We start from the raw sequence: 17785 nt of genomic DNA, 5'->3' as shown, positions 1-17785 counted from the left end.
TTTAATCAAAATATAAAAAATGGCAAATATAAAAGTAAATGGGTTAAAATTGCACGTTCAGCAATTAAACCGAAAAGCATCAGAAACTATCATTTTGATTCCTGGATTATTAGGTAATGTGGCACAATGGTACTTCACTTTTGCACCAGTATTGGCAAAGAATTACCATGTAGTTATGTTTGATCTGAAGAGCCATGGTAAAAGTGAAAAAGGGAAAGGTGGTTTTGATCTTAAAAAAATGGCAGAAGATGTTCTGGGATTAATGAATGCTTTGGAAATCGAAAAAGCACACCTCGTAGGGTATAGTTTTGGAGCTCAAATAGCGTTAAAATTTGCTGTTATATTTCCAGATCGTTGCAATCAATTGATATTGTTAGAATCTCCCAGCCCTAAGCATTCCATGGTGTATCAGGTAATGGAAGAGCAAAATCTCAAAACATTAGAGGAGGTTAAACAACAACTTCCCGACATTGTAATGGGTAAAGTGAAAAATCAAATGGTAGGAGAAGGAAAGGTTTCTAGAGGAAAAACACGAGTATTGAATTCAATTATGGCAGTTTTCAAGCATCTTTGTTGGGAAACCACGCTTATTGAAGATCTGGATAGAGAAGAGGAGTTTGAAAATGAAGACCTGTTAATGATTGCTTCTGATACGTTGTTACTTTATGGAAGCGAATCTGATTGCCTGGACGAAGCAAATAACCTAGCAAAATGGATACCATCTAATCACTATTTATTAAAAGAAGGTGGGCACTGGTATCCCTTAGAAAATCCTGTAGAAGTAGCAGAAGATGTGAATAATTTTTTATTCAAGACATCAAAAAGTATTTTTTCGCAGATAAAAGCATTATAACCTAAACTAACACTATTAAATATGGCGAACTTCTTATTCGTTGTTCCCCCATTTTGGGGTCATATTAATCCAACCCTTAGTCTGGGGAAAGTTCTTAGCGAAGCAGGGCATGCCGTGGCCTGGGCAAGTATGATCGACATAGATCATCTAATTCCGGAAGGAGCAGTATGTTATAAGTTTCATCAAGAAGAGAAAGGTGAAGATACACTCGGAATGGCATATTTTGATGAGATAAAGCAGAAAGGGCAAGAGGTTTTTGGTATACAAAGTATCCAGTACCTATATGAAAAAGTTTTAATTCCTATAGGATTATATATGGGGAGGATTTTACCAGATATTATAGATGATTTTCTACCAGATGTCATTATTAACGATCATCAGGCTTTTGCTGGTGCAATATGCGCAGTTAGAAAAAACATTCCTTATGCTACTTCTATTACTGCTCCTGCAGCTATAAAAGCTTCTTTAGATTTCCCTAAATTTCTGGAATGGGAAACAGAACAAATTATTAATCTACAAAAAAAACTTGGGGTTTTTGGAAATAAATCAATAGCCTGTTCAGATCAATTGTCCTTAGTTTTTTCTTCTAAAGAGTTTTTGGGAACAGAAGAGTTTCCTGATTATTATAAATTTGTAGGGCCACTCATAGAAGATCGTCCCACGGATGCAGTTTTTGATTGGGAATATTTAAAAACGATATCACAACCAAAAATATTAATTTCTATTGGAACCATATTTTCAGCACCTTCAAAAAGAGATTTTTATCTCAAGGTAATCGATGCATTTAAGGATAAAAATTACCTGATTATTCTCGTTGCAGACCCGGATTTGTTTGAGCAGTGGCCTGATAATTTTATTGTTCAGGATAAAGTCCCTCAACTACAATTATTACCATACTTGCAAGCAGTAATCTGTCATGGAGGTCATAACACTGTTTGTGAGAGTATGGAGCAGGGGTTGCCATTAATTGTGCTTCCGATAGCATTTGACCAATCCCAGGTTGCCTCTAGAGTAGCAGAGTTACATATTGGAATTCGATTGAAATTTAAACGTTTGAAACCTGAACATTTATCGACAGCTTTAGAGAAAATACTAAATGACCCTGAATATGCTAAAGCATCCAAGAAAATTGGAGATTCGTTTCAAAAAGGTGGTGGACTCCCGAGAGTTCTGAAAGAGCTTGATTTACTCTCAACCAATAATTTTGTAAAAAATGATATTATATAAAAAAGGGAGTCTCATATGTTGTTCCTGATTCACAGACACGTCGAGGTGTCTGTTGAAGAAATTTATATCTTCATGAAAGAATAGAAGAATATTTGAAAATAATGAATTAGACCATTTCTGGTTTTAAAATACTCAGAATAAAAAGCAAAGTTGACTGGAGTAATTTTGAATCAGAAATGGTATTAGCTATGAAATAAAAAAGTATGTTGAATCGATTTCTTTTTAAGAGAGCCATAATCAATTTTATGATTAATATTATATTGAATTTTGTAATTCAGTTTTTTGCACTCAAGAATTATGAGGCGTTAAGAGTCATAGAAGGAGAGCAATCATTGGTCAAAGTATTTCTTCCTCTTGCATTCCTTTTACCTTTTTTTGTCACTATGGATTCTGTGAAACATGTATATAAAGAGGTTGAAAAAGGAAAATTACCATTTGAATTCATAAAGAATTTTAAATGGCTACGTTATGCCTTTAAGGTGAGTATTTTTAATGGGATATTTATATTATTGGTGGGTATAACTTGTTTTTTTCTATTGCTGATATCATTAGGGTATGATTTATTTTTTGAGAAAAATGGAGTGATTATATTTCAGGTTTCTTTAGCTGGTATTTTGGCCATTTTCTTTACCTATCAACCTGTATTTTTAATGAAAAAAAAGTTTTACTTGTACAAAAAATAAAGGCAAGTTACAGCCTGTTTTAAAAGTATACTTTATTTAATCAGAATTTATAAACAACTCACTTTTATTAAAGTGAGTTGTTTATGTATAGTGTATTCTATTTATGAAAAAAACGGTTTTTATCATTTTTATTCTTTGAAGTTGCTGTATCAGGATATAATGCCTTTGTCATAGCATTGATATACATAGTAATCCATTTTGTAAGTAACTGATGGATATTATTTTTTCTTTTTTCTTTGGTAGTAATAAGCTGTGTTTTCATGATGTTTAATTTTCATTGATGTATTAATTTTTAGGTAGTATTTTTTTTAAAAAGATTTTGTAATAAAATGTATTTCATAATTGCTGTTTTTTTTAGATGTTAATGAATGTGTTTTGTTGTTTCTGTCAGGGACTAAATTGTTGAGGTATTGGGAATCGAACCCAAGACTCCCGCGATATAAGCGCGGCACTCTGCCACTGAGTTATACCTCATTTTAGTAATCCGAAAGGGTATACCATATTGATTTGATATAAGTGCTGTCATTGAGAATCAAAATTCTGAACGTAACACTTTTATAATACAAGTCAGGTAATAGATCTATCGATTAAATATTGTTTTTTCCTTTTGTAATAAATTCAAAGAATGAATGGTATTAATAACTAGAGTTTCTATTAATCTAGAAGATTAAAAACCTTTAATTCGAATGCTTTGATAAAGGGAAAGTACATCGCGAATAGGTTTTTAAGCCCAAAAAGCTTGTTTTCTATACAAAACGGTTATCAGAATTTCAGTCAAACTGACGCCCTTGGAATTATTCGAAACTCAGGTTAATATATGTCAATGAACTATGCGCATAAAAAAAGGTGCCTTATCAGGGCACCTTTTATATCTTGCTATTATATATAAGTTATATTCTTATAGATATTTTGTTTGGATAAAAGATACCGTGTATGTTCACGCCCGAACAATATTCTCTTTGTTTACTAAAGAGGCGGGTCAGATTATGAAGTGAAATTGTAGGTGTCATTTTATTATTTTTTATTGTTATAAATAGTGCAATCAATATTAATTCCTGTTTTAATTCTGATTGCTATGCAAAGATCAAAACATTTTTTAAATCTCCAAACATTTTTTGATTTAAAATATTGACAATCAGTATATTGTGTTTAATTTTGAGCATAAGAATTCCTGTCAGTTTTTTAACTGATAGTGGATTTTTTGGCAACTATCTGCTTTTCTGATGCTTACTTTCCAAATACTGCTTTTTATGTGTCAATTAATTTTTATACATTTTTTTAAAATTTTTAATAAAAAAAGCGCCCATTTTATTGGGCGCTTGTAGTTTTATATAGTTTTTGTTTTAAATCACTTCATGTTTGAGGATTAAAACAGCTACAAAACGCCTGATTTCGATGGAACAATCTGTTTTTCCAACGATATTCACACTGATTTAACAGTGATTTAGGATTAATATGTGCTTTATTTATTGTCATTTATAGTGCAAATATGAGGGGAAGTTGTGATGAAATCCAAATTTTAAATAAAAAAATATTTAAAAAACTTCCAATGCGTTTTATACAGCCGCTTATTATTATATTTTTTTAGAAAAAGAATGGTGTAATTTTACTCGATAATCGAGGCTTAGAGCTTGTTTAAAAACCTTATTTCTGGAAAACAAATATTTTAAGAACCGTGAGGTTACTTCAAATTAATGTAAATAGCTCGATATACTCATCATTTGAAGTGTACTCAGAACCTCAAACTATTGATTTTCAATTTGTATTCTTTTTAAATATACTCTTAAATGCTACAGGAGGTTTGTCTCGAAATCAAAATGTTTTTTTCAATACATGTATCGTGGGCTTGCCCCGAAGTAGTTTACTAGGAATTAAGCATTACTTCTTTTATTTGCTTTACTACTTCGATATGATCCATCCCGAAATCTTTCCAGGCAAGATTGATTTCTTTCATGTCAATGTGTTTGACGATTGTTCCATATTCTTCTATTTTTCCGTCGATGGTAGGGTAACCTATTACATATATACTATCTGCTAACTCTACGGCCAGTTCGATATCGTGAGTGGAATAGATAACAGTATTATATTCGTGCGTTGAAGTAATTAAATTAAATGCGTTTTTGACATCCTGAATATTGCCAACATCCAATCCAGAAAACGGTTCGTCTAATACCATATAATGTCCCGAACATAAAATCTGTTCGATAATTGCTGTTCGCTGTCGTTGTCCTCCAGATAGTTCATTTGGATATTGGTCTTTTGCCTTTTCTAATCCCCATTCTGTAAGGTAGTCCATTATTTTAGAATGCTTTTCTTCTTTAGAAATATCTTTTTTGCGTAATGCAAACATGAATGCCTGGTACACAGTTTTATTTCTAAATAGTGTATATTTTTGATCAACAAATCCAATATCTCCTTCGTGCACTTCTTTGGCATCATTTTCTATTCCTGTAGTCGTATCTGCAATAAGTATTTTACCTGTAGTGGGTTTAACCAATCCCGTGAGTGCTCTGAATAGTGTTGATTTCCCTCTTCCAGAACGTCCTACTACAGCAATTATCTGACCAGTTACATTGTTTTCTCTAATAACATCTTTTTCCACAAAATTAATGTCCTTAATTACTATTTTATCACCATATGCAACACTTAAGTTTTCTACATAGAGTAATGTGCTTTCTTTGCTGTAATTCATATAGTTATATTTTGGAATATCTAAAAAATACTTTTCTTAAGTAATCCAGGACAAAATCTATCGAGAGTCCCACAAGAAGTATGACAATCTGTAATGCAATAATTCTCCCGTGATTCATGAATTTGTCCGAGTTTTTAATTAGAAAACCTAAACCGCCTGCTGCTACCAGTATTGATTCTACTGTAACCAGCATCATCCATACAATGGCAAGGTTTTGCCTGATAACCTCAATAACATGATCAATTCTACCTTTTATTACAACTTCCCATAATACTTCCCATCTATTACATTGTAAGGATCTGGCATGATCAAACTCTTCCTGATCAATACTACTGATCATACTTAGCAAGGATGTTGTCAGGTAGGTGCTCATAAACACTACTAGAACCCATACCTGCATGGTTCTGGCATCGTTGATTAAAATGGCAAGATAAAAAGTTATTCCGGTAAGCGGGAGGTATCTGCCTTTACTCAGAGTATTTGCTATTGGTTTTATGATAGGGATTGTAGATAAATATGTGAAAATTAAAGAAATAACTACTGCAATCAATATCGCTTTTAGACATAACCAAAGAGAACTAAAAATATGGACTACCAATCCTTCATTGTAGAGTTCTGTGAAACCTGTAAATACCTGTCCAGGAGAAGGAAACAAATGTCTTTCGCCCATACTGGAAATAAACCAGAATACGACTACTAATACAATCCAAAATAGCGTAATCAGTAATCGATTATTTCTACTGACTACTTCAAACGGTTTAAATAGATGTTTCATAATACGGTTTTGGTTATTAAAAAAAGCTGCCCTGACTGGATATACTTGACTTGTATATAATTCAGAGGCAGCTTTATGTGCTTAGCGAGTATTTATTTAAGCAAGGTAATAACGACTCGTCTATTTTTTGCTTTACCACTATTCGTTCCATTATTGGCAATAGGCTCATCTTCTCCTTTACCAATTACAGATTGGAATCGTGATTGCGGAATTCCTTTTTTTCTTAAGAAATTAACAACTGCCTGTGCTCTTCTTTGTGATAAGTCATAGTTAGATTCTGTAGAACCCGTATTATCAGTATGTCCTTCTAATCTTAGTTTAGTATCCTCAGCTTGTATGAGGAGGTTATAAATCGTCTCGATTGTTGCTGCAGAAGATGAGGATATATTAGCACTTCCTGTATCAAAATTAATATTCCATTCTCCCGAGGCCAATACTTCTTCAGCTTTTTTAGAATAATCTGCTTTATAGGCTGTACCCGCATCGATATCGTTTATGTTTTTTAAGAAATATAAATTCACTGCCTCGTCATAGGGTACAATTCTTTTTACGGATTCATTAAAACCAAATGGGTTTAGCTCACTCAGATAAGAAGATACCTGATTATAAACAGCCTTGTACCTATTTGTACCATCTGTTATACCGTAATACTGCATTACATCAGCATAATTGAATACTCTGGAGCCGCCCATATTATATTCGATACCATTTTTACTTCCTTTCTGACCTTTAAACATATCATACCAGTATTTTGGTGTTTCCAGATCATACGTTTTAGCAATCGCTTCGGATGCTCTTACTCTCCAATCATCATATTGTTTCATTTGATTAGAAGCGGTCAATGCTGATTTTAGAATATTACTTACAATCTCCGGATGTTTGATAGACCATTCTTTTACTGCGATTACAGTAGTAGCCATCTGATTATTAAATTCTTTGGTAGAAATAATATCAGTAAATCCACTTAGCGCATCAAAAACCATTTTGTCTCCAGGTGTCCAGGTAGCACAGCCATCTACTTTTTTATTAATGGTTTTTCCTGTCAGTTTTCCATTTTTAACTTCTTTTAGAGGAACTGTCCAGCCTGCTTTCTGAGATTTAATTAACTCTTCTGCGGATTTAATATAGTCATCATCCTGAGAAGGATAGAAGTTTACAGCATCAGGATCATAGGTGGTTACATCAGGATTTACTTTTAGGCCATTCGCAAATGCATAATTAAGTGCAGTTACCCAGTCACCATCACCTAATACAGCAGAAATCAAAGATCCTTTCATACTTTTGGGATCTACTTTCCAGCTTGGAGGACCTATCAGTTTATCCTCTCCGTAACTAAGTCCCACCGCACCTACTACCTGTACGTGATATTTATCTTTTCCAAACTTATCATCTAGTGCTTGTTGCATAGTACTGATATAGAAAGGTGCTCCATCTCCCATCATCATGATAGCAAATGCACTTTTGTCTGCATCCGGAAACTCTTCTCCACGATCAAACTCTTCTATAAATTTCATCTGCATATTTCTAAGCTCTGATAGCCAGTCCTGACGAATGATTTCTAGATTGACACCATTTTGTTCCATTAAAGAACCCTTGGTTGTTTTAGGCCCTCCATTAGACACGATTATACCAGATTGTGCATTCCAGGCATATGCCGCCATTCTTACCAACGGTTTCTTTTTTACTTCTCCCGAAAGACTATTGGATGGTAATCCTAATTTTTCTGAAGTAGTTACATTGTTTACTTCATTTTTATCTATATTTAATTCATCCAGTTGCTTAGCTTCTCCTACTCTTAGTCCCGGTGCGAAATAGTAGACAGCCCCAAGAATACCTCCTAACAAAATAAGTACAATAATCAATTCTGATAGTGTAGTTAATTTCTTTGTCCGTAAAATTTTACCCATTTTTTAATTTAATTTTTAATTAGTCAAACATATTACCAAAACCACCACTTTCTTGTTTGTCTTCTGCAGTAAGTTTATAGTTAGGATTATTATATTTCTTTGCTTCAGGAATAAAATCTTTTCCTGTCTTAATTTTATCTGCCAAGGTGTCTAATTGAGAATATAATTCATCACTATCTACATCATACTTAGAGGTCAATGTATCAATATCAGATAGGTTTTCTTGTGTTCTCGCAATATCAATAGCAATGGTTTCTGTAATTACATCAAGCGCATATTCCAGTTCCCAGTCCTTAGTGAATAGCATCGCAGACTTAGCACCATCTGTAGCTGCTCTTGCCGTTTTGGCAAATTCATATTCTTTTTGTAACATTTTTATGGTTACTTCAAAATCAGAAATTTTGATATCTATGGCAGTTCCTGCGAGCGTAAGTTTTCTATCTAATTTGCCCATTACGCTGGCTCTACTTCCATATTTTTGAATAAAGCTTTTACTCTGTTTAAGTTGGTGAGCAATTTGCTGAGATTGAGATAGTTTTTTTGCCAGAGCACTATGCAATTCTACATATTCGTCCGTATCTTTTCCTGCACTTCCTTTTTCTGCAACAATCGCTTCCATTTTGGAACGAATTTTTTCTGCATGTTTCTGTAGTGCCACTACCTGATCCTGAAAGTCTTTTGCTTCTTTTTCTGCTTTGTAGGCTTCATTCTCCATTCCATTCTTGAGTGCTTTAATCTTAGCTTTGGATTCTTTGAATATTTTTCTATTCTGAAGCATTTTTAATTTTTGATCTTCCAGCTCCCCAAAAGGATCGTGTTTGATAAGAGATTTATGAATACCTCTGGTAACTCTTCTTAAAAACTTAAAGATAACGGGAAGCATCAATATAAAAAAGATCACAAATACTGCTACACCAGCAAGTGCGATAACTTGTCCTAATGCAGTAAAAAGAGGAGGTAAGACGTATACCCAGGCAGCATAACCTAAACCAGCAAACAATGCTATTTTTAGAAATGCATTTAATCCTTTTTCTCCGTTTCTCCATTTATTAGGATTTAAGGATATTTCTCCTTTTTCATCATCGAAGTGTTTTAATATTGGTAAGTCTAAAACGTGACTTTTTGATTCTTTAAGATCCATTAACAGCGCTTATAGGTTATTTTTTATACCGTTAACCACAGTAACAATGGTTTCCAGAATTTTTGATCGTGCAGTATCATTTGCTGCAATTTTTTGTTCTATTTCTGATAGTTCAGATGAGATATTAGTATCCAGAGAATGAAGCTCATTTTTTTTAAGACTAATTTGATTCTGGATTTCCATAAGTTGTTTTTCTAAAGCAGAAATTTCTGTGATCAGATTTTGTTTAGAGTTTTTTTGAGACTCTTCTATACTGATTTTTTTAGAATTTCCCTGTTTAGAATATTGCTTATGTACTTTTTCAATTTCTTTTATGTAATAGTCAGCTTGTGATAGGAGTGCAGATTTAGTTACTTTAGAATCTACAGATTGAGCCATTGTTAAAGCCATTTTATACACAGTAGGTTCATTAGAACCTACTGCTTTTATAGCTTTGAAAAATTCATAGAAATCATAACCTGGTTGATTTAATGATTCAAAACCGGCTTCATACATTTCTATAATTGTATTGAGAACATTGCTACTCACATGCAATTTATTTCCTGTGGATGTAGGAATATTGGCTTTTGAAGTGATTGGAGCTGATGTAGGAAATTTTGAAGTGACTTTTGTTTTAGGAAAAGAAGTAGTATTCTCAGTTGTTTTTTTTGGTACAACTTCCTTACTTGTATCTTCATTGTCATTTTCATCGTTAATAAAAAGACCTTTCCAATTAAATTTTTCTTTACCCATGTATAATACGTTTGATAAATTACTCTTGGTTGTTGAACGATAATTAAAGGCAAATTTATATAAATTCCTGTTAACCACCGTTGTTTTTTAAAAGTAGTATCTCATTACTATTTGTGTTTTTTTTTACTACTTTGTTACACTTAATATCCCAATAATTTTTAATGCCCTTATTTTTGTATTTTATTCCACGCTATTTTTAAAAGTATAAACACTGCAAAAAACATAGCAATGAGTTGCATAAAGCCTCCAATGAATAGTACTCCAAAATACGTTTTTTGTAGGATAAAAACAATGGCAAATGTAATACATATCAAAATTAATAAACCCGATAACCTCCCGAATCCGGGAATTGTGCTCATACGTACTTTTTTGTTTAAAATAAATAATACTAGAATCGTAGCAATTATAGGGACAAAATATGCAATTATACTAACTGTCAGTATATTCGTTTTGAGTATTATCAGCGCATACAAAAGCAGTATAAATGATAGTATACCTGGTACTGTGACTGCATAAACCAGAACGCTCATTACATATTGTAGAAAATTGCTGTTCTTCTTATTAATTAGTAAGGTGACCAATACAGTGAATGCTAATACAATACCAAAATAAACTGCTATTATATATTCGTGTTGCCCAAACCAATCAATTAAGTGTTGTAATGTCATTATAAACCAAAATTTAGAAGAAAAGGGAGGTTAGTTATTATTTAGAATACTACTAATGTAATGAATACGAATCATTCTTCTTCATCAAATAAGATGATTTCTTTGACAGTTTTCAGTATTGGTGGGATGTCATCTTCTGTTAAGGTCATTAATACTTCTTCTGTAACAGGGGTGATAGAGACAATTCTATTTGCCTGTCGTTCAATGATTTTTTCAAACAAATTTCTTATCGTTCTGGCATTACCAAAACCTTTATGTCTTTTTTCGTGGATTCTTTCCAAAATAGCTAATAACTTATCCTCTGCATCTTCTGTAAGGATAAAATCATTTTTCTTAGCAATCAGCTTAAAGATTTTAGCGAGTGAATCTATAGAAAAATGATCAAACTCAAAATAGCGATTAAACCGGCTTTGTAGTCCTGGATTTGATTGTATGAAGGTTTCCATCTCATCGGGGTATCCGGCAACTACAATAACCAGGTTTTCGCGGTGATCCTCCATACGTTTTAATAAGGTTTCTATGGCCTCTGCGCCAAAATCATTAAAACCTCCTGTGGTTAGTGAGTATGCTTCATCAATAAATAATACTCCTCCAATAGCCGCCGTAATTATCTCATCGGTTTTTATAGCTGTTTGCCCTACATATCCTGCAACCATTCCAGCTCTGTCAGTCTCTACAAGATGCCCTTTCTCCAAATAACCGAGATGTTTATAGATACGCCCGAGCATGCGGGCAACTGTAGTTTTACCGGTACCCGGAGGTCCCATAAAAACAGCATGTAATGAGTTGTTGGATGTTTTAAGACCTTTCTCTTTACGTACTTTCTGAATTTTTAAGAAATTAGTAAGATCTTCTACACTCTTTTTTATAGAATCCAGATCAACCAATTCATGAAGTTCGCTAAGAACAATCTCTAAAGTATCATTTTCAGGGATATCATTGTATGTAGATGCATCTACAATTACCTTAGGATTATTTATTTTTTTAGCGATTTCTTTTAATAAAACTTCTTCCTCTTCGGTAATTGTATTATCAGCTTTTACGATCATCATAGCTATTCTATTAATGATAGATGCTATACCAGAAATATGATCACTATGAATTTTTGTTAAAATAGCAGGAAGTGCAAACTCTTTTTCTAATTCAGGTTTGGTTTCATAAAAAGAGGTATTTCTTATGAGTGTCACATTTTTATCAAATCGATCGGATAACGGAAGCTGATTGATTTTCGATAAATCATATGTTTTGCTAAGCTCTCGCCCCTGTAATCGTTCATAGAAATAAATCAATAAGAATTTAGCTTTTACAGGTATCTGATTAAAATCATCATAGCGTATCGCCAGACTATTAAAAATTTTCACAATATCTCTCATCAATATATGCTCTGCCTTATAGCTAATAGTTTTATTGTTTTGAGCTGATGATGTGACAGTATTTATAAATTTCTTATCAGTATTGAGATGAAGACATATAGTCCAGGCTTTTGTACCTTCTTTTTTTAATAATTCGAAGTAGTCTGGAGATATGTGTAAAGGAGTGGTCTTTCTTTCTTTATCCATTGATACAATTTTGATCTGATGATTATTACAACAAATGTACAGATTCTTTTAAGGGCTTTATAAAGGTTTTTGCATTTCGATGTTGATGATGGTACCTCTTTTTGGGTGAGAATCAATACGCAATACCCCCGATAATTTATGGATACGATTTTCTATATTTGATAAACCAATACCCAAAGGTACTATTGAAGTGTCAAAACCGATGCCGTTATCTTCAAAAATAATGTAGATGATATCTTTTATAATATCTATTTGGATTTGAACTTCGCTGGCATTCGCATGTTTTATGGTATTGGTGATAAGTTCTTGAAAAACAGAGAATATTTTATTGTGAAAAAAATGATCTAATTCGTTGATTTTATTTTCGGGAAAAGTAGAAATCTTAATAACAAGATCACTGGAATTTCCTATATTATTCATGTATTCTTTAAGTAATTGTGTAAAATTGTTAAGCCTGAATTTTTCAGGAATAAGATTGTGAGAAAGCATTCTAACCTGTTTGTAGGTGTCATCTAATTGTTGATGGATTAGTCCTAGATTTTCTATATTCCCAGCTACAGAACTGAACTGAAGTTTTATGGCTGCCAGATTCCCACCTATACTATCGTGAAGCTCTTGTGCAATACGTTTTCTTTCTTTATATTGAGTGTTTAGTGATGTTTTAATTAGTTTTAATTCTTGATCCCTGATTAATGCATCTATCTTCTGTTCACTAATCTCTTTTTGTTTTTTGTTGAGTAAATTTTGACTTTTTAATTTTTTGAAGTAAAGAAAAAGTAATCCTATAAGAGGTATAAGAATAATGATAAAAGAATAGGTGAGTATTTTCTTTAGAAACTGCTGCCTTTTTATTTCCAAAGCTTTGAGTTCCTGATTTTTCTTCAAGAGTAATATTTCTTGTTCTTTTTTTAATGTCTCATATTGTATTTCCAGTTTAGCAACCTCCTTATCCTGTTGCATTTTTTTTATAGAATCTTGTATATTACTTTTTTTCTCAGAATAAACAAGGGCTTTTTTATAATTTTGTTCATCTATAGCAATATCTTTTAATGCTTTATAAACATATAGTTGTTGCTTAAGATACCCTGATTTTTTTGCAGTGTATAAAACTTTTAGGAATCCTTTTTTTGCCTTTTTATATTGTTTTTTGTTTTGAAAGGTCTCACTAATATTAATTTTATTATTAAGGGCAATTAGTGGATAATCATATGTGTTGGCAATGAGCAATGACTTATTGAAATGGGATAGAGCTAGGTCGATTTTAGAAGTATTTGAATAAACGACTCCAATATTCATTAAGGTAATTGCTTTGCTTCTTTGGTTGTCTATTGATTCATAGTACTTCAGTGCTTTTTGATAATAAACAAGTGCTTTTTTATATTTTTTTAAATCAGCATAACAAAGAGCAATAGAAATATAATTGTTTTTTGTCAAATCTGAATTCCATTTTTTGTCTATAATCATTTCAAAAAGTTCTAATGCTTTGGGGATATCACCAGAAATTCTATAGGTAATTGCAAGGTTGGATGTATGTTTATGTAATGCTATAGTATCATTGATTTTTTTGGAGGTTTCAATTCCTTTTAAAGCCCACTTTTTACTTTCGTCAATTAGATTTTTATCTCGCGAAGCATTTGAAAGGATTACGTAACAATAGGACAAGGATTTTAAAGAGGTTGAGTCTTGTTTATTTCCTATCAATGAAATAGCTTTTTTTGTATAAAATAATGCAGAATCTGTTGCATATTTATAATAATGATACGCTCCTATATTGGTATATCCATAAATTATATCTTTTTCATTATTGGTTTTTTTTAAAATTTTGTGTGTTATCCTAAATGCTTCTTGTCGATTTTCTTGTTTGAACGTAATATCTTTTCGTGCTTGTTTAAGTAATTCGTAGTTGTACCGATGGTTTTCTAATGTTGCCTGAGCAGCAATATGATGATTTATTAATAATAAAAACGGAAGCGGAAAAAGCTTTAAAGATTTTGACATGTATTGAATAATTACAAATATCATTATTTTTCAGGGTTAGATAAAAATCAATAAGCTCTTTGATATTTAACTTTTACTCGATAATCGAGATTTAAATGCTCCGAGGCTTGCCTCGAAATCGAAATGTTTTTTTCTAATAAATGCCTCGTGAGCTTGCCCCGAGATAGTTTTACTCTAAGAAATACATTCTTAAAGAAAGAATCAGAATTGTTTTCAGACGAGACCGTTTATAAAACTGAATTATTCAGTAAAAAAATAATTAGTCTAGAGGGATCTGTCAGGCATTGAAACCCTGTAGACCATAACCACAAAGGTACAATAAGTCATAGTAATAATTTATAGATAACTATTTTCATTTACAGACTTTCACCTGCTCTTTTTTAAGATTTTTTTAGCTGTTGGGCAGAATTTGTCATAAAAATATTTAGCTCTGTTCCTATATTTTTTAAGGAGTCGTTGGACTTTTGTTTTTGCTGGGATCACATAGTTGAGATGGTTCATTTCATAATTTTTTGAAAACCTTTTGTGCTAGAAAATGGCTACTTTATTACCATCGTTAAATGATAAAAAAAACTTAATGTGAGATAAATGACCTTTTAAAAAAGAATTTGATTGTATTTTTGAAGAAAATTCCCTTTTATTATTAATTTTAAACCCAAATCAAATGAAAAAAAGAATTTTTAACCTAAGTTACTTTGCCATTGGTGTATTATTATTTACGTCCTGTGAGAAAGAAAGTTTACCATCAGAACTTGAAGTAAGTTCTTTTAGTGGTGGAGCCTCTGAAGCTGTAGAAGAATCTGATGAAATTGTTGCTCTCGGAGCAAAATATGCCACAGAAAATAAAAACAATTCTACGAGTTTATATCCGGTATATGATGATATTGACGAATAATATTCGCTAAAATATTTGTTCGAGACAAATACATGATAATTAGCTCTAATAAAGCACTGTGTCTTCACAGTGCTTTATTAGTAATTATTGAACGTCTTAAAGAAAATATCATCAGTCTTTTTTCTAATCTTGTGAATACCTGATAACTATTTAATAAACTCATCTTGAGTAGTGGTTTTCAACCGAAAAGTTTGGCTTTTGTACTATAATGAAGCAGGTTTTTTCAGCATAGCCATAGCCTACGGTTTAAAAAACCAACAAAATTAGAGCACAAAATGTAAATTTTGCAGGTAAAAGCATTGCTCAATATATCTCCTTTTCAGTAGTTTATTTTTTCTTTAATTTTTTAGAAGATTTCTTTTTCTTCTTTTTGTTTTTAGGCATTTTATCTTTTATCCTTTTTTTAGTGTCATTAATATCACCTATAACATAGTTGTCATACACATGCTCTTTTGCTATTTTCAAAGTTTTAAGTGCCTTTTGATATTCTTTTTTTTGTTCAAAAAGAATACCTTTTTTGAGATATAAAATAGCTTTGTCTGAACCCTTTAACGTTAATGCAAATTCTATTAATTTTTCTGCCTCTTGATAATCTTCGTTCCAAAAGAGTACATTGATATAGTTAGGATATACATCCAATGCATACATATCTTCTGCTAATGCCTGCTGATAGTATTCTTTTGCTGTTTCATAGCTTCTTAAATTTTCTGCATATATCTGTCCCATCAAACATAAAGCTACTGGGTTTTTATTATCATACGAGAGTGCATAATTAAGAGATTCTACTGCTTCTTCCAAGTTGTATGGATATGCATCTAATGCCTGAAATAGATATTTGTCCGATAAATTTCTCATAATCCTGCTTTTTTTAATTCGTTACGCAAAGCGCCTTTTAGTTGTTGCGGCTTAGATGTATACGATAATTTTTTATACTGTTTTTTAAAATCAGTTCCTTTAAATGTTCTGATAGGATTACCACGCTGTATCGTAAGATGATTTTCCCATTGATAAGTTAGAGATTTTTTAATATTTTCTAACTGATTTTGATTCACTTTTTCTTTTAATCGCTGTATCGCAATCTTTCGATTTTGATGTTGTGATCTGCTATCCATAATTACAACCTGATCTCCAGTTGGCTGATAGGTGGCACGCACAGCAGAATTTACTTTATTTACGTGTTGACCTCCAGGGCCAGAACTTTTCATAGTTTGAAAAGAAATTTCTTTTTCCTGCAGCTCCAGGAGTTTAATTTGTTGTATTTCATACATCCCGATGAACCAATTTTTTCGTTTATGATGTTTTCTAAAAGCAGAAGCACCTTGCCATTGGATACTGCCCAACCATTGATCAAGGAAGTGTTGCATTTGATTTACATTTATTTTTATGGTTACAGATTGTAAAGTACGATTCTCTATTCCTTTTTCTTGTTGCAATATGATATATTCATATTCCTGTTGCCGGAGTTCTTGCAGAAATATTTTGAGCACTTGTGCCACTACCCAGCAGCATTCTGCCGGTCCTCTTCCTGCAATAATTTGTATAATTTTATGTTCTAAGGGTGTTCCCATGTTGTTTTTAATTATTGTATGCTGAAATAAGGTATGATGTATACCTATAGTTATTACAGACCTTATGGTATGATTACTTTTTATTAAAAAAAATAAAATAAAAAAGTCCAAAACTTAAACGGCTTCAGACTTCATAAATACTGCTATTTTCAGTACTAAGTATAGTAGAAGTCCCGAAGTATACTTACTGGAGAACTTGGTTCTCTTAAAGTATATATGTTTGTATATGTGAAATTCATAGTGCTCCGGTAATTAAGTGTTTTTTTACAATGCAAATATGAACTCTATTTTTGAATTACACAAATAAAAAATAAATTTATTTAGTTGATTTTGAGGTGTTTATTTTAGTTTTGAACAAGGAGAATCCTGTCCGTTTTTCAACAGATAGTAAGTTTTTTGTAAGATGCTGTAATTCTTATAAGTACTTTCAAATACTATTGTGTTTCCTATTTGAAGTGATTTAAACTTTTTTACTCAATTGAAGTGCTTTTTGAACTTCATTGCAGTGTTACGAAGTAAGAAAAAGCTAAAAATTGATTCAAAAAGAGCATTTTTATAGCGAATTGAAAAAAGTTTAAACCATTTCTCTTAATAAAATACCTACAATGAATATAAAAAAAAGCGCCCATTTTTATGGACGCTTCTGGTTTTTATATCATTTTATGATTGTTCTACCTGTATTCTCTATTTATAAATAGTTTTATAGCATCCTTTGTATATTGATAATCTGTCCTCATTAGCTATTAATTTCGTTTTTAGTATCTATTTCTACTATAAATATCGAATTAATACTATGATAAATCCAAATTTTGCTATTAATTCATTTTGATTCTGGATAATACCTGTTATTAGCTAAAATCATCGTACACTGAATCAAATTATTTTTTAATTCAGACCAGAAAGAACATTCATCGATAACAGCGCTATCGATGTTTTTTATTTTGAAGTGTGCAACAAAAAAAATGATTTTATTTTAGCAAGTAATTTCATTTGAGAACTGATATAATAGCAAACAACTTTTGTTTGAATGCAAGAAAACAAAATGTTTTCGCCTATGGCAAAAAAAGATACAGTCTTACTGGTTACA

At 31.8% G+C, this 17785-nt stretch carries 15 protein-coding genes and 1 tRNA gene; 4 read left to right on the top strand and 12 right to left on the bottom strand.

The genetic code is table 11. The annotated features are described in order from the left end of the window. The first annotated feature begins 19 nt into the window (after nt 1-19). The 3 genes from F0000_RS06160 to F0000_RS06150 all read left to right on the top strand — a co-directional run bounded on the left by F0000_RS06160 (nt 20) and on the right by F0000_RS06150 (nt 2763). Complete coding sequence (locus tag F0000_RS06160) at nt 20-853, top strand: alpha/beta fold hydrolase (RefSeq protein WP_149623838.1); 834 nt, start codon at nt 20-22, stop codon at nt 851-853. Between the two features lie 21 nt (nt 854-874). Next, nucleotides 875-2080 carry a glycosyltransferase gene (locus tag F0000_RS06155; protein ID WP_149623837.1) on the top strand — a complete coding sequence of 402 codons (1206 nt, stop codon included), beginning with the start codon at nt 875-877 and terminating at the stop codon, nt 2078-2080. 245 nt (nt 2081-2325) lie between these two features. Continuing rightward, a complete protein-coding gene (locus tag F0000_RS06150; protein ID WP_149623836.1) occupies nt 2326-2763 on the top strand; it encodes a hypothetical protein in 438 nt (145 codons plus the stop codon). Nucleotides 2764-2860: 97 nt separating this feature from the next. On the opposite strand, the gene F0000_RS27630 is transcribed toward F0000_RS06150, so the two are convergent. The 10 genes from F0000_RS27630 to F0000_RS06105 all read right to left on the bottom strand — a co-directional run bounded on the left by F0000_RS27630 (nt 2861) and on the right by F0000_RS06105 (nt 14235). After that, nucleotides 2861-3025, bottom strand: a complete 165-nt coding sequence (locus F0000_RS27630) for a hypothetical protein (protein ID WP_188112030.1) — start codon at nt 3023-3025, stop codon at nt 2861-2863. Between the two features lie 140 nt (nt 3026-3165). Beyond that, nucleotides 3166-3237 (bottom strand) — tRNA-Ile (locus F0000_RS06145). Nucleotides 3238-4627: 1390 nt separating this feature from the next. Then, the gene (locus tag F0000_RS06140) at nt 4628-5455 is read right to left on the bottom strand and encodes an ATP-binding cassette domain-containing protein (protein WP_149623835.1); all 828 of its coding nucleotides are present in this window, start codon (nt 5453-5455) and stop codon (nt 4628-4630) included. 4 nt (nt 5456-5459) lie between these two features. Beyond that, nucleotides 5460-6230, bottom strand: coding sequence for an ABC transporter permease (locus F0000_RS06135; protein WP_149623834.1), 771 nt, complete (start codon nt 6228-6230; stop codon nt 5460-5462). Between the two features lie 92 nt (nt 6231-6322). After that, nucleotides 6323-8137 (bottom strand): OmpA family protein, encoded by a 1815-nt coding sequence (locus F0000_RS06130; protein WP_149623833.1) that lies wholly within the window; start codon nt 8135-8137, stop codon nt 6323-6325. 19 nt (nt 8138-8156) lie between these two features. Continuing rightward, nucleotides 8157-9278: a hypothetical protein gene (locus tag F0000_RS06125; RefSeq protein ID WP_149623832.1), complete on the bottom strand. Its 1122-nt coding sequence runs from the start codon at nt 9276-9278 to the stop codon at nt 8157-8159. 9 nt (nt 9279-9287) lie between these two features. Next, a complete protein-coding gene (locus tag F0000_RS06120; RefSeq protein WP_149623831.1) occupies nt 9288-10010 on the bottom strand; it encodes a hypothetical protein in 723 nt (240 codons plus the stop codon). A 167-nt stretch (nt 10011-10177) separates the two neighbouring features. Next, the gene (locus F0000_RS06115; protein ID WP_149623830.1) at nt 10178-10678 is read right to left on the bottom strand and encodes a hypothetical protein; all 501 of its coding nucleotides are present in this window, start codon (nt 10676-10678) and stop codon (nt 10178-10180) included. Between the two features lie 71 nt (nt 10679-10749). Beyond that, nucleotides 10750-12237, bottom strand: coding sequence for an AAA family ATPase (locus F0000_RS06110; RefSeq protein ID WP_223148876.1), 1488 nt, complete (start codon nt 12235-12237; stop codon nt 10750-10752). Between the two features lie 57 nt (nt 12238-12294). After that, nucleotides 12295-14235, bottom strand: coding sequence for a tetratricopeptide repeat-containing sensor histidine kinase (locus F0000_RS06105; RefSeq protein ID WP_188112029.1), 1941 nt, complete (start codon nt 14233-14235; stop codon nt 12295-12297). 664 nt (nt 14236-14899) lie between these two features. On the opposite strand from F0000_RS06105, the gene F0000_RS06100 reads away from it, so the two are divergent. Continuing rightward, on the top strand, nt 14900-15130 hold the full coding sequence (locus F0000_RS06100; protein ID WP_149623828.1) for a hypothetical protein: 231 nt from the start codon (nt 14900-14902) through the stop codon (nt 15128-15130). A 327-nt stretch (nt 15131-15457) separates the two neighbouring features. Here the strand turns inward: F0000_RS06100 and F0000_RS06095 are convergent, their stop codons facing one another. Next, on the bottom strand, nt 15458-15985 hold the full coding sequence (locus F0000_RS06095) for a hypothetical protein (protein WP_149623827.1): 528 nt from the start codon (nt 15983-15985) through the stop codon (nt 15458-15460). After that, entirely contained in the window at nt 15982-16698 is a 717-nt protein-coding gene (prfH, locus tag F0000_RS06090) for a peptide chain release factor H (RefSeq protein ID WP_149623826.1), read from the bottom strand. The genes F0000_RS06095 and prfH overlap by 4 nt, the downstream gene beginning before the upstream one ends. Nucleotides 16699-17785 lie beyond the last annotated feature (1087 nt).

Origin of the sequence: Aquimarina sp. RZ0 (assembly GCF_008370685.1) — a bacterium.
Lineage (GTDB): Bacteria > Bacteroidota > Bacteroidia > Flavobacteriales > Flavobacteriaceae > Aquimarina.
This window is presented reverse-complemented; position numbering and strand designations above follow the sequence as displayed.